Here is an 18,632-nt window from a genome sequence, read left to right as displayed (position 1 = left end):
GGACGTCTCGTCGGAGGGCTGATACGAGCTCAGCCTGCCGCGTCGGCGGCCACGCGCTGGAGGCTGGCGAGCACCGACCGGACCGCGGATCGCGCCATCGCCTCCGGTCTCGCCAGGACGTCGACGTGCCGGACGAGGACCGCGCCGGCGACCGGTCGGAGGACCATGCCGTCGACGGCCAACGGTGCCGCCGTGGTGCGCGGCATGACGGCGATCGCAGCCCCGGTGCGGACGACCTGGGCGGCGACCGAGAACTCGTTGATGCGGTGGTCGATCCGCGGCGCCTCGCCGCTCAGCGCTCCCAGGTGGTGGAGGACGCCGGCGAGCGGGAACCCCTCGTGCGTGGAGATCCAGCGTTCGTCGCGCAGATCCTCCGGTCGCAGCTCCGACCGCGCCGCGAGCGGATGCGCCTCGTGCATCGCGATGTCGAGGGGTTCGACGAGCAGCGGTGTCACGACGAGGCGGTCGAGCGGCCACGCCGGTTCGTGCGGGAGGCGGTGGGCGATCACGAGGTCGTAGTCGGCGGTGAGCCCGGCGAACCGGTCCTGCGCGACGTCGGCGTCGGCGAGGAGGAGCCGCGGAACCGGACCGGTCGCATCGGCTCCGGGAATGGGGCCGCTCGCGAGCAGCGGTCCGAAGAACGCCAGCCCCGCGCTGTGGAACGCGGAGACGCTCACGGGGCGCTGCTCGTGTTGGAGGAAGGAGTCCACGGCGTCCCTGGCCTCGGCGAGAGCCTCCTCGACGCGCGCGGCGGCGACCGCGAGGGCTTCGCCGGCCTCCGTGAGGACGAGGCGGCGCCCGTGCTTCTCGGTGAGCGGCACCGGCATGGTGGCCTGCAGTGCGGCGAGCTGCTGCGACACGGCCGAGGCGCTGACGTGCATGGCTGCGGCGACCGCGGCGACGCTGCCACGGTCGCCGAGTTCGCGGAGGAGGCGGAGGCGCGCGGGATCCATAAGCTTTTCCTTCATCGTCGATCCAGACACTGCCTGTTGTTCTGTCGTGTCCGTCTCCAGGAGAGTAGCGGCATGGCCCGCCGCGCACCCTCCGAACTCATCGTCGACGTGCTGCTCGTCGGGGTCGCGGCGGTGTGGGGCGCCAGCTTCCTCGCGGCGAAGGACCTCGCCGCCGTCACCGGCGTGCCGGCCGCGGTCGCCCTGCGGTTCCTGGTGGCGGTGATCGCCATCGGGCTCATCTGTCTCGTGCGACGGGAGCGGCTCCCTCGCGGACGGGGCCTGCTGATCGCGGCGGCACTCGGCTGCTCGCAGGCCGCGATCATCGGCCTCGAGACGTGGGGCGTGCACCTGACCTCGGCGACGAACGCCGGGCTGCTGATCAGCCTCGCGCTCGTCATGACGCCGGTGCTCGACGGTGTCGCGTCGCGGTCCTGGCTCCCGAGGTCCTACTTCGTCGCCGCGGTCGCAGCCGTGGTCGGTGTCGCGCTGCTCGTGTCGGACGGCGGTCTCCGCGCACCCACCGCGGGCGACGCGCTCGTGATCGCCGCCGCCGTCGTCCGCGCGGTGCACGTGACGTCGAGTGCGCACCTGACGCGAGGTCGAACCGACAGCACGCTCGGCGTCGTCTTCGTCCAGATGCTCGTGTGCGCCGGGGCGTTCAGCCTCATCGCCGGTGACGGACTCGCCGCAGCCGTCACCCTGCTCGATCTGCGCGGCTGGCTCGACGTGCTGTTCCTCGGTCTGCTGTGCTCCGTGTTCGCGTTCGTCGTCCAGCTGTGGGCGGTGCGGCGGACCTCGGCCTCGCGCGCGAGCATCCTCATGGGGACGGAACCCGTCTGGGCGCTCCTCGTCGGCGTGCTCATCGCGGGGGAGGCGATCGGCCCGCTGGGTGCGCTCGGTGCGGCGCTGATCATCGTGGCGAGCTATGTCGGCCAGGCGATCGAACGCCGCCACCGCGCGCGGACGACCGGCACGGCACCCACGGTGCAGCAGGAGCCGGCGCCCGTCTGACGGGGTCTACAGCGTGGTCGCCGCGCCCGTGAGCGGCGTTCCCAGCGGTGCTGCGTCTTCGATCCGGCACACGCGGACGTCGATCTCGCGGATCGGCGTCCCCTCCATCGACGTCGCGAGCACCCCGCGGATCGCATCGCCGACGAGACGGAGGGTCGCCGGGACCGGAGCCCCGTCGGTCACGCCGATGGTCACGCCGATCGTCAGCGCACCGTCGGCTCCGCGACGGACGGCGACCTTCGTCGGCTCCTCGTCGTCGCGGCCGACCGCGTCGGCGACGGTCCGCAGGACCGCACGGATCGGCGACCCGGACGCGTAGACCGTCGTGACCCCCGGTGTCGCGGCGACGACGGCGGTGAGCTGCTGCGAGAGTGCGGCATCGGTGTCCATCAGGAGTCCTCCGGCCGGGCGACGCGCTGCGTGTGGATGTCGATGATCGTGACGTCGACGGCGACCACGTTGAGCTCGGTGTGCGTGGCCAGTTCCGCGACGACGCGATCCCGGATGAGCTGCGACAGCCGTTCGAGGTTGTTGCCGAACGCGGCGGAGGCGGTGATCGCCACTGTGATGGGCGCGTCCAGGGTCGTCACATCGCCGTCGAGCCGGACCCGACCGACGATGACCCCGCCGACGCTGTCGCCCACCCCGCGGATCAGGGTGCGGACGGAGCCCTCCGTGATGCGCAGGTGCACCTCGGGGTCCGCGTGCCTGAGCGGGATGTCCCGACCGGCGTGCGCCTCGAGCGAGATGTTCTGGAGGACCGCGTGCATCCAGGAGCGGTCCTGCTCTGAGTGCGTCGCCGCCTCCGACTTGAGCAGCGCCCAGGTCTGGGTGCGCAGCCGGAGCAGGGCGTCGAGGGCGAGTTGGCAACCGGGGGAGGCTTCGATGTCGGGGTCGAGGGGCTCACGGCCGCTGTCCAGGTAGTCGGAGAGCTCGTCGATGGTGTGCCCGTCGAGGTCGGCGCCGGCCAGGCCGTCGAGCATGGACTCGTGGTCGTCGTCGTTCATCGCCACACCTCCATCTCCCGCAGGACGGTCTGTCTGGCCCGCGCGAGCTGGCCGCGCACCGTCGACGTCGGGACCCCGAGCGACTCGGCGATCTCGACGTACGACAGACCGCCCGTCTCCTTGAGCATCCAGCACTCGCGCTGCATGGCGGGGAGTCGGTCGAGGATCGAAGCGAGCGCGCTCATCTGCATGCGCACCTCGACGACCCGTTCCGGGGACTGATGGGACGGCGCGGGGGCATTCCAATCCTCGATCTCGCTGTGTTCGCGGCGGCGTCTGATGCGGTCGATCGCCCGGTTCGAGACCATACGCATCAGCCAGGACTTCACCGCATTCGGGTCGTTCAGTCGGTCCAGCTGGCCCCACGCCTGGATGAGGACGTCCTGCACGACGTCCTCCGCCTCCGACTGGTTCCCCAGCACGCGGACGGCGTAGGCGCGCATGAGGGAACCGTGCCGGAAGACGAGGACCTCGAAGGCGGTGGCGTCTCCGTCGGCTGCGCGCTCGGCGAGGATGCCGTCCGGGAGGACCTCGAGCGAGCGCTTCACGGTGTGGCTAGAGGACGGCGAACGCGGTGAAGGCGACGGCGGTCGCGGACACGATCGCGGACGCGGCGACAGCGGCGACGTACGGAAACTGGAGCGTCTTCGTCGGGCCGTTCTCCACCGCCTCCTTGGCGCGGAGCAGCGAGACGAAGACCCCGAGGTCCTTGCCGGTGCTCGAGGCGGCGACGAAGCGGCCGTCCCGGAACTCGACCATGCCGGCGTACTCGCCGTCGACCGAGGCGACCCAGAGGGTCGCATCCGGCTCAGCCCAGGCGACCGTGGTCCCTGTGCCTCGCTCCAACACCGTGCTCATGACTGCTCCTTGCTCAACGTTCGTGTTGTTAGAGAATCTAGTTATTCATGCGTCTGCATGTACCCCACTTGACATCGCGATCCGGACTCCGCTAGACAATCTCGTTACGAGAACCACTACTGTTGGACTTCATGACCGCCCAAGCCGTTGACGCCCAGCACTACTGGTACGAACAGGACGAGCACGAGCGCGGCCGCCGCATGCTCGAGGCCATGCGTCTGTACCGCGCCGCCGAGGCGGCCATGCGTCGTCGGACGCGCGACGAGATGCACATGGGGGAGAACGACCTCCTCGCGCTGCGGTTCATGCTGCGCGCCAAGCAGGAGCACCGCCTGGTCAGCCCCACGGATCTCGGTGCCTACCTCGGCATCAAGACCTCATCGGTCACGGTCATGCTCGACCGCCTGGAGGCGGCGGGCCACGTCGTCCGTCGGCCGAGCGAGACCGACCGCCGCCGCGTCACCGTCTCGACCACCGACGTCGCCGACTCGGAGGTCCGCAAGACGCTCAGCCACATGCACCACCGCATGATGGAGGCGACCACCGGGATCGAACCGGAGATCGCTGCGGGCATCGTCGACTTCCTCGACCGCATGCGCGAGGCCGTCGACTCGATCGACCGCACCGAGCCCGAGGGGCAGCCGCAGCACTGAGCCGCGGCTCTGAGGCGGCGATGGGCCGGGAGGTCGCTCGGTCTTCCCCACCTGGTCTGAAGGGAAACAGCGAGGCGGGCCGCACGGTCTGATCCGTGTGGCCCGCCTCCGAATGTCTTCGACGATTTCGACCGCGCGCTGCGGGCCCTCCAGGCACCGCTCGAGCCGACTCTCAGAAGTCCCCGACCTTCGATGATCCGATCGTAATCGAGCACGTGTCGGACGGCCGATGCTTGAACGGTCGGATCGCTTGTGCTATTCGGGATCGTGCCGGTTGCCGCGCCTCAGTTGTCGGCGGACAGCTCCGGGTAGTCGGTCTCCGGCATGAGCTCGAGCCCCGCCGGCGTGTAGGTGCGGTCGAGCATGGCCTGCAACCAGGCGCGGTTGAGCGCGACCGGGCGGGAGCCGGTGAACCGGAAGACGATGGGGACGCCGGTCTCGATCCAGATCGCGTAGCGGCCCGAGCCGTGAGCGGGGTCGATGGTCCACGAGAGGAGGAACGCCTCACCCTTGCGGAGCTTGGAGACGACGACCATCTGCACGTGGGCGAGGGTCCGGTCCTCGAGTTCGAGTGCTTCGTTCCCGTACCGCAGCGTTCCCATGTTCCCCAGCCCCCTGTCGTCGTGTGCGCGGTGGATCACCGCGCCGATAATTCTGGCAGCTCCCGTCCACGAGCGGCGAACCCGAGGGGTGGGAGCGCCGGTCAGTCGGCGTCGAGGACGGCGTCGAGGAGGCCCGGGAACCGGGTGTCGAGGTCGTCACGCCGCAGGGTGAGTGTGCGGTGGCGACCGTTCGGCTCGTTCCGGATGACGCCGGCCTCGCGGAGCACCTTCATGAGGTGGGACTTCGTCGACTTCGGGATCGTGGGGTCGAGGGCGGTGCAGTTCGCCGCGTCCATCGGGCCGTCCCGGAGTTGCCGCACCATCTCGAGTCGGTCGGGATCACTGAGCGCGAAGAGCACGGCCGGCAGCTCGATCGCCTCGCGGTCGGGGTGCGTGAGATCGGCGGGTGCGGGCATGGTTCGATAATAGTTGAACAATCGGCGGGAAGCGCGTATCGTCCAATCGTTCGATATTTTTGGAACCAAAGGATGCCGCCCCGTGCAGACGACGACCCCGTCACCCTCGACCCGACCCGTGCCCACCGCGGCCACCGGTGTGCCCGCGATTCCGCGGCGCCCCTTCGGCTTCATCCTCGCGGGGCTCGGCAGCACGCTCATGCTCGCCGGCGCCAGCGCTCCGTCACCGTTCTACCCGGAGCTCCAGGAACGGCTCGGCATCGGCCCGATCGGCGTCACCATCGCCTTCTCGGCCTACGCGCTCGCCCTGCTGGTCGCACTCCTCACGATCGGCTCGGTCTCGGACCACCTCGGACGCCGCCCGGTGATCACCGCAGGGTTCGTCGTGCTCGCCGCGAGCATGCTGCTCCTCTGGCACGTCGACTCCGGAGCACTGCTGTACCTCGCGCGCGTGCTCCAAGGGCTCGCCAGTGGGGCGCTGCTCTCCACACTGTCGGCGACCATCATCGATCTGGCCCCGCCCGAGCGGCCGCGAGCGGCGACCCTGCTGAACGCCATCGCACCGATGATCGGTCTCGCCGCCGGCACGATCCTCGCGGGCGTCCTGCTGCAGACGGTCGCCGATCCGTCGAGCTGGACGTTCCTGCCGCTGGCGGTCGCCTACCTGCTCATCGCGGTGTCCATCTGGATCGTGCCGGAGACCTCCGCCCGCGCTCCCGGATGGGCCCGTGCCATCCGACCCCGCGCAGCCGTCCCCGTCGACGCCCGACGGTTGTTCGTCGTGAGCATCCCGATCGTCCTCGGCGGGTGGGCGACCGGTGGCCTGTTCCTCTCCCTCGGGCCGAGCATCATGCACACGGAACTCGGCGTCGACGGACAGCTCGGGGGTGCGCTGCTCATCGGGCTGCTGCCGGCCGCGGGGGCCGTCGCCGCCGCGGTGCTGCACCGTCGCCGACCCGTCGTCGCGGCCGTCTACGGGGCGTCCGCGCTGTCCGCCGGGACCGTGCTCCTCCTCGTCGCGCTGATCCTCGGGTCGCTCCCGATCGCGGTGGTCGCCGTTGTGATCGCCGGTACCGGGTTCGGCACGGCGTTCATGGGCACGATCGCCTCGCTCGTCCCGCTCGCGCCGGCCGACGAGCGCGCTGAGCTGTTCGCCGCGCTGTACATCGTCGCCTACCTGTCCTTCGGGGTCCCGGCCGTCATCGCGGGTCTCCTCGCTTCGGCCATCGGGCTCCACGCCACGGTCCTCGGCTACGGCACGGTCGTCGCGATCGCCGCGGGCACCGCCGCCGTGGTGCGTGCCCGATCAGCGCACTGACGGCTTCAGCGCACTGACGGCCCCTCGGCGAGGCGATCGAGGAGGGTCGACGCGCGGTAGGGGATGACCTCGATGAGTGAGACCTTCGTGTTCGTCCGGACCACGCCCGGAGCCGCGAGCAGCACCCCGGCGATGCGGTGCAGGTCCTCCGTGTCGTGCGCGACGACCTTCGCGAAGAGGTCGGCGTCGCCGGTGGTCGCGTGCACTTCGACGATCTCCGGGATCGACTCGAGGGCCGCGTAGGCCTCGGTCGCGAGGTCCTGCCGGATGGAGATCTCGATGAACGCGGTGAGGGGGTAGCCCAGCGCCGACAGTCGCACCCGGCGACTCGGGGCGCCGAGTGCGCCGCTCGTCTCGAGTCGACGCAGGCGGGCGTGGACGGTGTTCCTCGCGACGCCGAGGGTGCGTGAGAGGGCGAGCGCCGTCATGGACGGGTCGTCGTCGAGCGCGGTCAGGATGCGCGCGTCGAGGTGGTCGATGGTCGCGGGATGAGGCATGTTGCTCACTCTCGGGCTGGGAATCGAGCACGATGACCACTGCACTCTACTCGTGTTGCGCAAGACGATGAGCTGACGCATCGTTGGCGGAATGAGCACCCAGCAGCCGAGTGCCGCGCCGTCGAGCGCGCAGCAGGCTCCCTCCACACCTGCCCCGGCACCGTCTCCGGTCCGACACGGGGTGGTCGAGGACATCCTCGGCCTGCTCGTCGGCGTCACGGTGGTGTCGTTCGGGCTGTTCATCCTGAAGGCGGGGTCGGCGGTGACCGGCGGGACGGCCGGCTTGTCGCTTCTCGTCAGCTACCTCGCGCCCGTGCCGTTCCCGGTGCTGTTCATCGCGATCAACCTGCCGTTCTTCCTGCTCGCGATCCGCGGCAAGGGCTGGGTGTTCACGTTGCGGAGCGGCGGCGCGATCGTGCTCGTGTCCGTCCTGTCGGGGGTGCACCCGCTGTTCCTGCCGGTCGGGCACATCGACCCGTTCTACGCGGCCGTGGTCGGCAACGTGCTCTGCGGCGTCGGCATCCTCATCCTGTTCCGACACCGAGCCAGTCTCGGTGGGTTCAACATCGTCGCGCTGATCCTCCAGGACCGGTTCGGCATCCGCGCGGGCTACGTCCTCATGGCCGTCGACACCGTGGTGGTGCTCGTGTCGCTCGTGGCCGTGCCGCCGCTCAACGTGCTCGTCTCGGCGCTCGGTGCGGTCCTCCTGAACCTCATCCTCGCGCTGAACCACCGGCCGGGCCGGTACCTGGGGGTGTAGGGCAGGAGATCCGCCCGGCAGCAGGAAACTCCTCTGGAGAATGTCCTGCTACCGCGCTGATGTCGTGCTGTCGAGCGCCTACTGCTTGTAGGAGGACAGGAAGTTGCCGAGACGCTCGATCGCGTCGGTGAGGACGCGCTCCTCCGGCAGGGTGACGACCCGCAGGTGGTCGGGGTCCGGCCAGTTGAAGCCCGTGCCCTGGACGAGCAGGATGTGCTCCGCCACGAGCAGATCGTGGACGAACAGCTCGTCGTCGTGGATCTCGTGGACCTCGGGGTCGAGGCGCGGGAAGGCGTAGAGGGCACCCATGGGCTTGGTGCAGGAGACGCCGGGGATCGAGTTGAGGCCGGCCCAGGTGGCGTCGCGCTGCTCGAGCAGGCGACCACTCGGTGCGATGAGGGCGTCGATCGACTGCACGCCGGAGAGCGCCGCCTGCACGGCGTGCTGCGCCGGCACGTTCGGGCACAGACGCGTGGACGCGAGGAGGTTGATGCCCTCGAGGAAGCCGCGCGCATGGTCACGCGGTCCCGTGATCACGAGCCAGCCGGACCGGTAGCCGGCGACCCGGTAGGTCTTCGACAGGCCGTTGAACGTGAGGCAGAGCAGATCGGGGGCGACGGTCGCCATCGGGATGTGGACGGCGTCGTCGTACAGGATGCGGTCGTAGATCTCGTCGGCGAGCAGGAGGAGCCCGTGTTCGCGCGCGACCCCGGCGATCTGCTCCAGCACCTCGCGGGAGTACACCGCACCCGTGGGGTTGTTCGGGTTGATGACGACGATCGCCTTGGTGTTCGGCGTGATCTTGGAGCGGATGTCCTCGATGTCGGGCGCCCAGTCCGCCTCTTCGTCGCAGCGGTAGTGCACGGGCGTGCCACCCGCGAGGCTCGTCATCGCGGTCCACAGCGGGTAGTCGGGCGCGGGGATGAGGACCTCGTCGCCGTCGTCGAGCAGGGCCTGCATCGTCATCGTGATGAGCTCGGAGACGCCGTTGCCGAGGAACACCCACTCCGGGTCGACCCGGGGGAACCCCTCCATCTCCTCGTAGCGGTAGGAGACGGCCTGGCGCGCGGAGAGGATGCCGCGGCTGTCGCTGTACCCGTGGGAGTGGGGGAGCGCGGCGATCATGTCGCGCACGATCTGGTGCGGTGCCTCGAAGTCGAAGATGGCGGGATTGCCGGTGTTGAGCTTGAGGATGCGGTGCCCGTCGGCCTCGAGTCGCACGGCCTCGACGAGGGCCTTCCCCCGGATCTCATAGAGGACGCTTTTCAGCTTGGAGGACTGGTCGAGGGTGCGGCGGGTGGTCATCCCCACAGGCTACTGCGGCGACCTGCGCGCGTGGCAGTGCCACTGCCAACTGCATGGCTCGTGACGCATTCGCGCGGGATGGTCACGCGTCGCTGGGATCCGAGACCCCCTGCCAGTACAAGGAGTTGCTCGTCACCAAGCGGTGAACCGCGTCCGCGAACGTGGTGTCGTTGCGGACCTGCATGACCATGTGCCCGAGGACGGAGATGACGCCCCACGGTGCGCCGACGAAGTCGCGAGGCCTCACTCCAGGTGCGAACGCTCCGGAGAACAATCGTGGCTGATCCTGTTGGACAGGCCGGTTCCAGATGCGGCTGTGGTGCGCGCACACGTTCCTGAACACGGCAACCGCACGAAGGTTGGACGGGGCCGAAGAGAAGAGCCCGTCGTCGTAACCGAAGCGCTTCGCCACCCGCCGCTGGGTCTCCCGGTCGGCGAGAAGCCCGAACATCCGGGACAGCGTCCCGAACGACATCGCCTCGGTCGCGACCCAGAGCGGTACCGAACCGTCTCCCGTCAAGCGATGATGCCTGACGTGACGCTCCTTCGACCGCGCGATGTCGTCGCGAATGTCTGAGAGTAGTTTCGCTCGGTGGCTTCTTCCGCTGGCATCGGCTCTGTCCGAGTAGATCGTCTCGTGGAGATACCTGGTCCCCAGGCCACCCGGTGTACACAGATTTGCGATCAACGACGCCCGGAGCGCCACTTCGACCTCGGAGATGCCTTCGAGCAGGAGATTCCGAAGCTCAGAGTCGAGGCGGTAGATGTCGAGGACCTCCAAGAACTCCGTTCCATGAAGGAATGCGTTCCTCCCTGCACTCGGATCAATCTGGAAATACCGCCAGTACCCAGAGAGCCGGAAGTAGCCGTGTGTCATGAGTGCACGGGGGAGATGGCCCGCCTCGTCGACGAGTCCCCGGGCTTCGAGCAACCCGACTTGCTCAGAGATCGAAAGTGAGCGCTTACCCCCGCCCGCCGCGTGCGTCGCCAATGGCCCCCCGACCGATACAAAAAGGCCCCCCGACCGATCCCGGCATCCGCTGAAGGACACTGCAGGATCCCCGGGGGGAACTGTTAGAACGATCGTAACAGGCCCATCCCGTGGCGAACATGCTTGTGGACAGTTCGCGATGGCGCTGTCCCGCTGGGCACCCGCTGTCAACAACGGGGACACGATTCGTCCACGTTCAGGGTAGAGGAGTACCGTCAGACGCTGGCGGTCAAGACTGCCTGGTCAGAGGCACGGAGGAATCGTGACCGGAAACGCAACTACCCGATTCGACAATGTGGCCATGTTGTCGGTGGCGAGCACGCTGCCGTCCGCAGTGGTGACCTCGGTCGAGATCGAAGAGGGCCTCGCGGCCGCGATGAAACGCGCCCGCCTCCCGAAGGGCATCCTGCGACGCGTCGCCGGTGTGGTCGAGCGACGACACTGGGGACCCGGCGAGAACTCGGACGACGCCACGGTGTCGGCCGGTCGCCGAGCGCTCGCCGAGGCCGGCATCTCGCCCTCGCAGATCGGGCTCATGATCAACACCTCGGTGACGCGGCAGCACCTCGAGCCCTCCGTCGCCGTCCGCATCCACGACGGCCTCGGCCTGCCGAGCTCGGCCATCAACTTCGACATCGCCAACGCCTGTCTCGGCTTCGTGACCGGCATGACCATGGCGGCCGCGATGATCGAGTCCGGCCAGATCGAGTACGCGCTCATCGTCAACGGCGAGGACGCGAGCGAGGTGCACGCCAACACCATCGAGCGCCTCAGCGGCAGCACCATCGACCGCGACGACTTCATGAGCGAGTTCGCCTCCCTCACCCTCGGCTCCGGGGCCGCCGCCGCCGTCATCGGGCCGGCCGACCGTCACCCCGAGGGACACCGCATCCTCGGTGGCGTCACCCGCGCTGCGACGGAGTTCAACCACCTCTGCGTCGGCAGCGTCGACGGCATGTTCACCGATGCCCGAGCACTCCTCAAGGGCGGGCTCGACCTCGTCGTCTCCGCGTGGAAGGAAGCCGCCGGCGACTCGTGGCGGTGGTCGAAAATGGACCGCTACATCACCCACCAGGTGTCGTCCATCCACACGGACTCCATGGTGAAAGCCGCCTCGCTCGACCGCAGTCGCGTCCCGGTCACCTATCCCTACCTCGGCAACGTCGGACCGGCCTCCATCCCGATCACCCTCGCCGACCAGCAGTCGACCCTGAACAAGGGCGACCGCGTCCTCCTCATGGGCGTCGGCTCGGGGTTGAACACCGGCCTCATGGAACTCGCGTGGTAGCGGGCACGGTCGCCGCGAACGTCGGCCTGCGGACCATGGGCGTGCGCGCCGCCGGTCTGCCCGGCCTGCCTGCGCGGTACTCGCACCGCATCGACGTCCCCGGTCGTCTGGCCGACGACGGCGTGACGAGGAACTGGCACTACCTCGACACCGCCGACGCGCTCAGCGAAGCCGGTGTCGAGCCGGTGGGCACCGTCCTCGCCGTCCACGGCAACCCGACCTGGTCGTACCTCTGGCGCTCGCTCATCACCCGGTCCGTCGAGCAGGCCCACGCCGGCGGGACCGCCTGGCGCGTCGTCGCCGTCGACCAGCTCGAGATGGGCTGGTCCGAGCGGACCGAGGTCACCCGCACGCTCGAACAGCGGATCGCCGACCTCGCAGCCTTCTCCGACGCACTCGGCCTGACCGGTCCCGTCGTCACCCTCGGTCACGACTGGGGCGGCGTCATCTCCCTCGGCTGGGCCACCGAGCACCCTGAGCTCCTCGTCGGGTCGATGCTGCTCAACACGGCCGTGCACCACCCGGAGGGCACCCCGATCCCGGCACCCCTGCGGCTCGCCGGCGCTCGCGGCATGCTCGGCGCCGGCTCGGTGCAGACCACCGCCTTCCTCGACACGACGTTGTCGCTCGCGTCCCCGCCGCTCGACCGCGACGTCCGCGACGCGTACCGCAGCCCGTACTCCGCTCCTGCGCGCCGTCGCGGCATCGGCGCGTTCGTCGCCGACATCCCGGCGACCCCGGAGCACGTCAGCTTCCCGCGTCTCGAGCGCCTCGCCGACGACGTCGCCCAGCTCCGCGTCCCGGCCGTCATGCTGTGGGGTCCGCGCGACCCGATCTTCAGCGACCGCTACCTCGACGACCTCGCCGACCGCCTCCCGCACGCGGAGGTCCACCGCTTCGCCGGCGCGGGTCACCTCGTCATCGAGGACGCCCCGGTCGCCGAGTCGTTGCTCACCTGGCTCGACGACCGGCTGCCGCAGGGCGCGCCGGTCGAGGAGGCGCCGACGGAGTCCGCCGCCGCCGCGACCGAGCAGCCCGACTTCGAACCGCTCTGGCGGCGACTGGACGAGCGACGCACCGACGACAGCGATGCGATCGTCGAACAGCGCGGTTCGGGTGCGGCTCGTCGCGTCAGCTGGCGGCAACTCGACGACCGCGTGACACGCCTGGCCGCCGGCCTGCACCGCATCGGTGTCCGGCGCGGCGACCGCGTCTCGCTGCTCGTCACGCCCGGCGCCACGCTCACCGCCGTGATCTACGCCTGCCTGCGCATCGGTGCGGTCGTGGTCGTCGCCGACGCCGGTCTCGGCGTCAAGGGCCTCCACCGTGCGGTCCGAGGCGCGTGGCCCGCGTACGTCATCGGCGAGACCAAGGGGCTCGCCGCCGCTCGTGCGCTCGGTTGGCCGGGCGTGAAGATCTCCGCCGCCCGCCTCCCCGGCGCGACCGCGACGGCCCTCGGCGTCTCGCACAGCCTCAAGGACCTGCTCGACGCCCGTACGACGCCTGAGCTGCCCGGCGAACCCGGCCCGACCGACCTCGCGGCGATCCTCTACACCTCGGGATCGACCGGCCCGGCGAAGGGCGTGAAGTACACCCACGCTCAGCTGTCGTCGCTGCGCGAAGTCCTCTCCGAGCACTTCGCGATCACCGCCGACTCGGGACTCGTCACCGGGTTCGCGCCGTTCGCGCTGCTCGGCCCGGCGCTCGGAGCCCGTTCCTCGACGCCGGAGATGGACATCTCGGCGCCCCGGACGCTCACCGCCCGAGCGGTCGCTGCCGCCGTGGCCGAGACGGACGCCGACATCGTGTTCCTCTCGCCGGCCGCGATCCTGAACGTGGTCGCGACGGCCGACGCGCTCGACGGTGCGGATCGTCAGGCGCTCCAAGGCGTCAGGACCGTGCTCTCGACGGGCGCGCCCGTCAGCCGACAGCTCCTGACGGCACTCGTGGGCGTCCTGCCCAACGCGTCCGCGCACGCGGTGTACGGCATGACCGAGTGTCTGCTCGTCTCGGACATCACCCTCGACACGCTGCCCGACGAGGACACCGAACACGCGGGTGTGTGCGTCGGGACGCCCATCGGCGGCGTCGACGTGCGCATCAGCCCGCTCGACGAGGCCGGACGCGCCACGGGTGCGCCGACGCAGGACGCGGACCGCCTGGGCGAGGTCATCATCTCGGCCGAGCACCTCAAGTCGCAGTACGACCGGCTCTGGCTGACCGACCGGGCCGCCGTCCGCGAGGTCGCCGATGACGGACGCTGGCACCGCACCGGCGATGTCGGGCATCTCGACGCCGATGGCCGCCTCTGGATCGAGGGCCGTCTGCCGCACGTGATCGCGACCCAGGACGGACCGATCGCTCCGGTCGGACCGGAGCAGGCGATCGAGACGGTGCCGCTCGTTCGCCGCGCCGCCGTCGTGGGCGTCGGCCCCGAGGGCCTCCGCCAGTGCGTCGCGATCGTCGAGACGACCGCGGGCACGAAGCGGGTCCAGCTCGCCGAGGCCCAGCTCGCAGCACAGGTGCGGGACGCCTCACCGCAGCCGCTCGTCGCCGTCTTCGTGGTCCCCGAGCTGCCGACGGACATCCGCCACAACTCCAAGATCGACCGCACCCGCCTGTCGGTGTGGGCGGAAGGCATCCTGGCCGGTGAACGGCTGAGCACCCCGTGACCGTCCTCGTCACCGGCGCGAGCGGCATGCTCGGCCGCGAGGTCGCCCTCGAGCTGCTCCGCGGTGGGCATCGCGTCCGGGTGCTGCAGCGTGGACCGTCGGCACTCACCGACGTCGAGGAGGTGCGCGGATCCATCACCGACGCATCAGTCGTCGAGTCGGCGATGGACGGTGTCGACGCGGTCGTGCATTTGGCCGCGAAGGTCTCGTTGGCGGGTGACCCGGCGGAGTTCGAGCGGGTCAACGTCGCCGGGGCCGAGGTCGTCCTCGACGCGGCCGAGACCGCGGGCGTCTCGCGGTTCGTCCACATCTCCTCGCCGTCCGTCGCGCACGGTGGCTCTGCGCTCGTGGGTGTCGGTGCGGAACCGGCCGATCCCGGCGCGGCTCGCGGTGAGTACGCGCGCACGAAGGCGCAGGGCGAGCTGCTCGCCCTCGCGCGGGACCGCCGCGGCTTCGCGGTCGTCGTCGTACGGCCGCACCTGGTCTGGGGTCCAGGCGATCCGCAGCTCGTCGAGCGCATCGTCGACCGTGCGCGCCGCGGCCGGTTGCCCCTGCTCGACGACGGCACCGCGCTCATCGACAGCACGTACGTCGCGAACGCGGCGTCGGCCATCGCGGCGGCGCTCGAACACGCCGAGACGGCACACGGTCGTGCGTTCGTGGTGACGAACGGTGAGCCGCGTCCGGTCGGCGAGCTGCTGGCAGGCATCTGCCGTGCTGCCGGCGTGAAGCCGCCCGCCTTCAGCGTCCCCGCCGGTGTCGCCCGAGCTGCCGGTGGGCTCGTCGAGCGCCTGTGGAGCATCCGCCCCGGCGCCGATGAGCCGCCGATGACACGCTTCCTCGCGGAGCAGTTGTCGACCGCGCACTGGTTCGACCAGCGACAGACCCGCGCGGCATTGCACTGGACGCCGGCGGTCTCGATCGACGAGGGTCTCGAGCGCCTGGCGGCCCACTACCGCGCCTGAATCAGACGCCGGGCAGGTGTTCCTGCAGTCGGTCGCCGACGCACAGACCCAGCCCCGCCGCAGCGTGCCAGACACCCGAATGCCGACTCAAGCGGCGGCGGGGTCTGGGCCACACCCGGGCGAGGGAGCCCGGTACCGATGATGTTACGCGCCTGATCCGGTCGTTTCGGCGGAACGCCCGATCCGTTCGCAAGATGGCTATCCGAACCTGGGTGTTTGAACCCAGCCCCGCCGCTGCGATCCAGACATTCGGGTGCCGATTCGAGCGGCGGCGGGGTCTGGGCCACAACCGGGCGAGGGAGCCCGGTACCGGCGATGCTACCGGTCGCGACGGGCGGTGTCATCAGTTGACCCGCGCCAATACCCGGCGATGCGGGTGCTGCCAGACTGTGCGCATGGTCGATACGTTCTTGCGTCTGTGGGACGCCGACGACGCGCAATCCCTCCAAGCCGCCTACGTCGAGAACGTCGACCTGGCTCCGCAATTCGGCGACGCGGACCTGTCGACGGTCCAGGACGCCGTCCACTTCATCGAGCGCGCGCTGACCTCTTCCGAGTCCCGACTCAGCTGGGCGATCGTTCGCAACGGTTCGGTGGTCGGCAACGTCGGTGTCTCCGCGATCGACCGTCGGCACTCCACAGCTTGGCTGTCCTACTGGCTGATCACGGGTGCGCGGGGTGGCGGTCTCGCGACGCGAGCGGTCAGGACGGTCGCCGATCACGCATTCCGCGAGGGGCTGTTCCGCTTGGAACTAGGACATCGGGTCAACAACCCTCCCTCCTGCGGGGTCGCGACACGGGCCGGCTTCCTCGCCGAGGGCATCGAACGGCAGAAGCTCGCGTACGGCGCCGATCGCTTCGATGTCGAGCTGCACGCCCGCTTGGCGACGGACCCGGTGCCTGACGGCGATCTGCTTCTTCCGGTTCGTTAGGAGGTCCGGTCTGGCGGCGTCGATCTGCCTGTCGCACGCGTTGCCGCGGCCATGACATCGACGGCGAGGCGGTACACGTCTTCTCGGCTGTCCGTCAGACTCATCGATTCCTCGCCATAGATGTCGAAGGCGATGTCGACGAGGGTTTCCGCAGCGGTGATCCCCAGGTGTCTCACCAGCAAGACGAGGTCGCTGAGATCCTGTTCCCGAGCGCTCGCGAGCTTCATCGCGACGAGCACTTTCGGATCTGCAAGAGCGACGACGAAGCCTTCGGAGTGTGCTTTGACGTCTCCTCGGCCGTCGGGGATGAACGGCCTTGCATTCGAGTTCAACCAGGTCGGCGAAAGTGAATAGCGCTCCGCCAGCCTCGCTGCTTCTTCTCGCACTTCAATGTCTGGCCAGAAGACCGCGTCGACATCGGTCGTCACACGTATGTCGTGATCGTCCGGGTACTGCAAAGCCAGTGCAGCCCCTCCGACCACGTACATTCGTCCGTTCACCTTCCGCTCGGTCAAAGCGCCTTCGAGCTCCCGCATCAACTGGCGGACGAAACCTGGATCCAACTGCGGCTCACGGCTCACGCGCGGCTCAGGCTCTGCTCGTCGATGAAGATGTTGAGGCGCCGCAAGTGCTCCGGCGAGCGGGTGCGCGCACGCTCCCGCAGGCTGTCGAACTGGGAGACGAACCATGGCTCGGGCAGCGGCGTCAGCTCGGGCCATCGTGCGGTGAGCGCATCAGGCAGTGCTCGGCCGTAATGGGCCCGGAACAGGGTGTCCCATCCGGTGTCCGGGAGTTGCTCTGGAGGTCTGGCGAACAGCGGATCAGTCGCAAGGTCGGGCTCGACTGCGACTTTCTGCGCCGCTTGCGTCAGCAGGCGGAGGGCGAAGGTGCGATCTCCCTCGATGAGTGCGTCGCTCATCGCCTGGGAGACCCCGGCGGGCGAGAACCGAGCGGCGGGTGATGAAGACTCGACCGCGTTGATGACGATGTCCTTCCCCAGGGCGCGCAGTGCCCGCTCGAGCGATGCCAGCTTGATCGTCGCGTCCTCCTCGGACTTCAAGAGCTGCGAGATCGCCCCAGGCGTGACGTGCAGGCGCCGAGCCAGTTCGGCCCCGCTCGTCCCCGCAGCGCTCATCGTGTCCCGAATCAGCGTACTCATCGACTCCCCCGATCATTAGCTATAGCTAAATGATACCAGGGCGTCGTGGTCACACACCGTCGCTGCGCATCGTTCATCCCTGTCGGACGTCTGCTCTAGCGTCGAGCGCATGCGTTCGTTCCGGATCCAAGTGCCCGATGCCGACCTCGAAGACCTGCGGCGGCGACTCGACGCGGTTCGCCTCCCCGCCGCGATCGGCGACGCCGGCGAGGAGAGCGCCCTCTCGCTCGACCGGTTGCGGTCGCTCGTCGACCACTGGCGGGACGGCTTCGACTGGCGGCGCATCGAACGCGAACTTCAGGATGTGCCGCAGTTCGAGGCGGAGGTCGACGGGCAGCGGCTGCATGTCGCGCGGCTGATGGCGCCGGACGGCGTCACGGTGACGGTCCCGGTGATCGCGTTCCACGGCTGGCCGTACTCCTTCATCGAGATGCTGCCGCTCGCGAGGGAACTCGCAGGACGCACCGTCGACCTCGGCGACGGCCGGACACTCGGCTTCGAGGTCGTCGTCCCCTCGCTGCCCGGGTACGGGTTCTCGGCGCCTCTCGTGGACCGGCCGTTCACCGGCCCGGTGGTCGCCGAACTCATGCACGTACTCATGACCGAGGTGCTGGGGCACGCGAGCTACCTCACCTACGGCGAGGATGTCGGGTCGACGACGAGCGACTGGCTCGCGGCGCTGTATCCCCAATCGGTCATCGGGCAGTTCGCGACGCACGCCGCCTTCCCGTCGGCGTCCCGAGCGCGCGACCTCACCGCCGAGGAGCAGGACTGGCTCGATCGACACGACCAGGAGTGGGCTCGCGGTCTCGCCTATGCCCGGGTGCAGGCCACCAGGCCCGAGATCCTCGCGACGGCCCTGAACGATTCGCCCGTGGGCCTCGCCGCATGGATCGCGGAGAAGCTCCTCGCGTGGGCGGGCGACGGCACCTGGTGGACCGACGACGCGCTGCTCACCACGGTCTCGCTGTACTGGTTCACGCAGAGCATCGGATCATCGTTCCGGCCGTATCGCGACCATCCGAAGCAGCCCGAACTCCCCTTGATCGAGGTGCCCGTGGCCGTCGCCGTGCAGACGGGCGAACGCGGACTCCCGCGCTCCTACGCGGCACGGGCGTACAGCGACATCCGGAGCTGGACGGAACTGGATCGCGGGGCGCACTTCACGGCCTGGCAGGTCCCGGTCACGGTTGCGGACCGGATCCAGGCCTTCGTCGAGACGCTTCCCATCACCGACTGACGGCT

The 18,632-nt window shown here is 69.5% G+C and carries 21 protein-coding genes; 9 read left to right on the top strand and 12 right to left on the bottom strand.

Annotation, left to right across the window (positions count from 1 at the left end; genetic code table 11):
• Positions 1–29 precede the first annotated feature (29 nt).
• Positions 30–953: a LysR family transcriptional regulator gene (locus ITJ62_RS04185; protein WP_194599814.1), complete on the bottom strand. Its 924-nt coding sequence runs from the start codon at positions 951–953 to the stop codon at positions 30–32.
• Between the two features lie 72 nt (positions 954–1,025).
• Here ITJ62_RS04185 and ITJ62_RS04180 point away from each other — a divergent pair, with 72 nt between their 5' ends.
• A complete protein-coding gene (locus ITJ62_RS04180; protein ID WP_194599813.1) occupies positions 1,026–1,964 on the top strand; it encodes a DMT family transporter in 939 nt (312 codons plus the stop codon).
• 6 nt (positions 1,965–1,970) lie between these two features.
• Here ITJ62_RS04180 and ITJ62_RS04175 read toward each other — a convergent pair whose 3' ends face one another.
• Genes ITJ62_RS04175 through ITJ62_RS18910 form a run of 4 tightly spaced genes read right to left on the bottom strand, consistent with a single transcriptional unit; the run spans position 1,971 to position 3,829 of the window.
• On the bottom strand, positions 1,971–2,354 hold the full coding sequence (locus tag ITJ62_RS04175; protein WP_194599812.1) for a hypothetical protein: 384 nt from the start codon (positions 2,352–2,354) through the stop codon (positions 1,971–1,973).
• Entirely contained in the window at positions 2,354–2,971 is a 618-nt protein-coding gene (locus ITJ62_RS04170) for a hypothetical protein (protein ID WP_194599811.1), read from the bottom strand. Before ITJ62_RS04170 ends, ITJ62_RS04175 begins: the two co-directional genes overlap by 1 nt.
• Positions 2,968–3,519, bottom strand: coding sequence for an RNA polymerase sigma factor (locus ITJ62_RS04165; RefSeq protein ID WP_370581809.1), 552 nt, complete (start codon positions 3,517–3,519; stop codon positions 2,968–2,970). Before ITJ62_RS04165 ends, ITJ62_RS04170 begins: the two co-directional genes overlap by 4 nt.
• 7 nt (positions 3,520–3,526) lie before the next feature.
• A complete protein-coding gene (locus tag ITJ62_RS18910) occupies positions 3,527–3,829 on the bottom strand; it encodes a hypothetical protein (RefSeq protein WP_228498088.1) in 303 nt (100 codons plus the stop codon).
• A gap of 131 nt (positions 3,830–3,960) precedes the next feature.
• Between ITJ62_RS18910 and ITJ62_RS04160 the strand changes: the two genes are divergently transcribed.
• Positions 3,961–4,482, top strand: coding sequence for a MarR family winged helix-turn-helix transcriptional regulator (locus tag ITJ62_RS04160; RefSeq protein ID WP_194599809.1), 522 nt, complete (start codon positions 3,961–3,963; stop codon positions 4,480–4,482).
• Positions 4,483–4,766: 284 nt separating this feature from the next.
• On the opposite strand, the gene ITJ62_RS04155 is transcribed toward ITJ62_RS04160, so the two are convergent.
• Entirely contained in the window at positions 4,767–5,084 is a 318-nt protein-coding gene (locus tag ITJ62_RS04155; RefSeq protein WP_191940097.1) for a hypothetical protein, read from the bottom strand.
• Positions 5,085–5,185: 101 nt separating this feature from the next.
• On the bottom strand, positions 5,186–5,500 hold the full coding sequence (locus ITJ62_RS04150) for a helix-turn-helix transcriptional regulator (RefSeq protein WP_064295809.1): 315 nt from the start codon (positions 5,498–5,500) through the stop codon (positions 5,186–5,188).
• Positions 5,501–5,582: 82 nt separating this feature from the next.
• Between ITJ62_RS04150 and ITJ62_RS04145 the strand changes: the two genes are divergently transcribed.
• Positions 5,583–6,818, top strand: a complete 1,236-nt coding sequence (locus ITJ62_RS04145; RefSeq protein WP_370581808.1) for an MFS transporter — start codon at positions 5,583–5,585, stop codon at positions 6,816–6,818.
• 5 nt (positions 6,819–6,823) lie between these two features.
• Here ITJ62_RS04145 and ITJ62_RS04140 read toward each other — a convergent pair whose 3' ends face one another.
• Positions 6,824–7,315, bottom strand: a complete 492-nt coding sequence (locus tag ITJ62_RS04140) for an Lrp/AsnC family transcriptional regulator (protein WP_194599808.1) — start codon at positions 7,313–7,315, stop codon at positions 6,824–6,826.
• A 91-nt stretch (positions 7,316–7,406) separates the two neighbouring features.
• Here ITJ62_RS04140 and ITJ62_RS04135 point away from each other — a divergent pair, with 91 nt between their 5' ends.
• Entirely contained in the window at positions 7,407–8,075 is a 669-nt protein-coding gene (locus ITJ62_RS04135; protein ID WP_194599807.1) for a YitT family protein, read from the top strand.
• Between the two features lie 78 nt (positions 8,076–8,153).
• Here the strand turns inward: ITJ62_RS04135 and ITJ62_RS04130 are convergent, their stop codons facing one another.
• Entirely contained in the window at positions 8,154–9,380 is a 1,227-nt protein-coding gene (locus tag ITJ62_RS04130; protein ID WP_194599806.1) for a pyridoxal phosphate-dependent aminotransferase, read from the bottom strand.
• An 82-nt stretch (positions 9,381–9,462) separates the two neighbouring features.
• Positions 9,463–10,311 carry an Abi family protein gene (locus ITJ62_RS04125; protein WP_194599805.1) on the bottom strand — a complete coding sequence of 283 codons (849 nt, stop codon included), beginning with the start codon at positions 10,309–10,311 and terminating at the stop codon, positions 9,463–9,465.
• A gap of 361 nt (positions 10,312–10,672) precedes the next feature.
• Between ITJ62_RS04125 and ITJ62_RS04120 the strand changes: the two genes are divergently transcribed.
• From ITJ62_RS04120 to ITJ62_RS04105, 4 genes are all read left to right on the top strand, one after another.
• Positions 10,673–11,659 (top strand): 3-oxoacyl-ACP synthase III, encoded by a 987-nt coding sequence (locus ITJ62_RS04120; RefSeq protein ID WP_194718740.1) that lies wholly within the window; start codon positions 10,673–10,675, stop codon positions 11,657–11,659.
• Positions 11,653–14,331, top strand: coding sequence for an alpha/beta fold hydrolase (locus tag ITJ62_RS04115; RefSeq protein WP_370581807.1), 2,679 nt, complete (start codon positions 11,653–11,655; stop codon positions 14,329–14,331). Before ITJ62_RS04120 ends, ITJ62_RS04115 begins: the two co-directional genes overlap by 7 nt.
• Entirely contained in the window at positions 14,328–15,296 is a 969-nt protein-coding gene (locus tag ITJ62_RS04110) for an NAD-dependent epimerase/dehydratase family protein (protein ID WP_194599804.1), read from the top strand. The genes ITJ62_RS04115 and ITJ62_RS04110 overlap by 4 nt, the downstream gene beginning before the upstream one ends.
• Positions 15,297–15,691: 395 nt before the next feature.
• Complete coding sequence (locus ITJ62_RS04105; protein ID WP_194599803.1) at positions 15,692–16,228, top strand: GNAT family N-acetyltransferase; 537 nt, start codon at positions 15,692–15,694, stop codon at positions 16,226–16,228.
• On the opposite strand, the gene ITJ62_RS04100 is transcribed toward ITJ62_RS04105, so the two are convergent.
• Both ITJ62_RS04100 and ITJ62_RS04095 read right to left on the bottom strand, forming a co-directional pair.
• Complete coding sequence (locus tag ITJ62_RS04100) at positions 16,225–16,809, bottom strand: hypothetical protein (protein ID WP_194599802.1); 585 nt, start codon at positions 16,807–16,809, stop codon at positions 16,225–16,227. The two genes, ITJ62_RS04105 and ITJ62_RS04100, sit on opposite strands and share 4 nt — an antisense overlap.
• Positions 16,806–17,387, bottom strand: coding sequence for a helix-turn-helix transcriptional regulator (locus ITJ62_RS04095; RefSeq protein WP_194599801.1), 582 nt, complete (start codon positions 17,385–17,387; stop codon positions 16,806–16,808). The genes ITJ62_RS04100 and ITJ62_RS04095 overlap by 4 nt, the downstream gene beginning before the upstream one ends.
• Positions 17,388–17,496: 109 nt before the next feature.
• Here ITJ62_RS04095 and ITJ62_RS04090 point away from each other — a divergent pair, with 109 nt between their 5' ends.
• The gene (locus tag ITJ62_RS04090; protein WP_194599800.1) at positions 17,497–18,627 is read left to right on the top strand and encodes an epoxide hydrolase; all 1,131 of its coding nucleotides are present in this window, start codon (positions 17,497–17,499) and stop codon (positions 18,625–18,627) included.
• Positions 18,628–18,632 lie beyond the last annotated feature (5 nt).

The organism is Plantibacter sp. VKM Ac-2876 (assembly GCF_015350715.1).
GTDB classification, from domain to species: domain Bacteria; phylum Actinomycetota; class Actinomycetes; order Actinomycetales; family Microbacteriaceae; genus Plantibacter; species Plantibacter auratus.
This window is presented reverse-complemented; position numbering and strand designations above follow the sequence as displayed.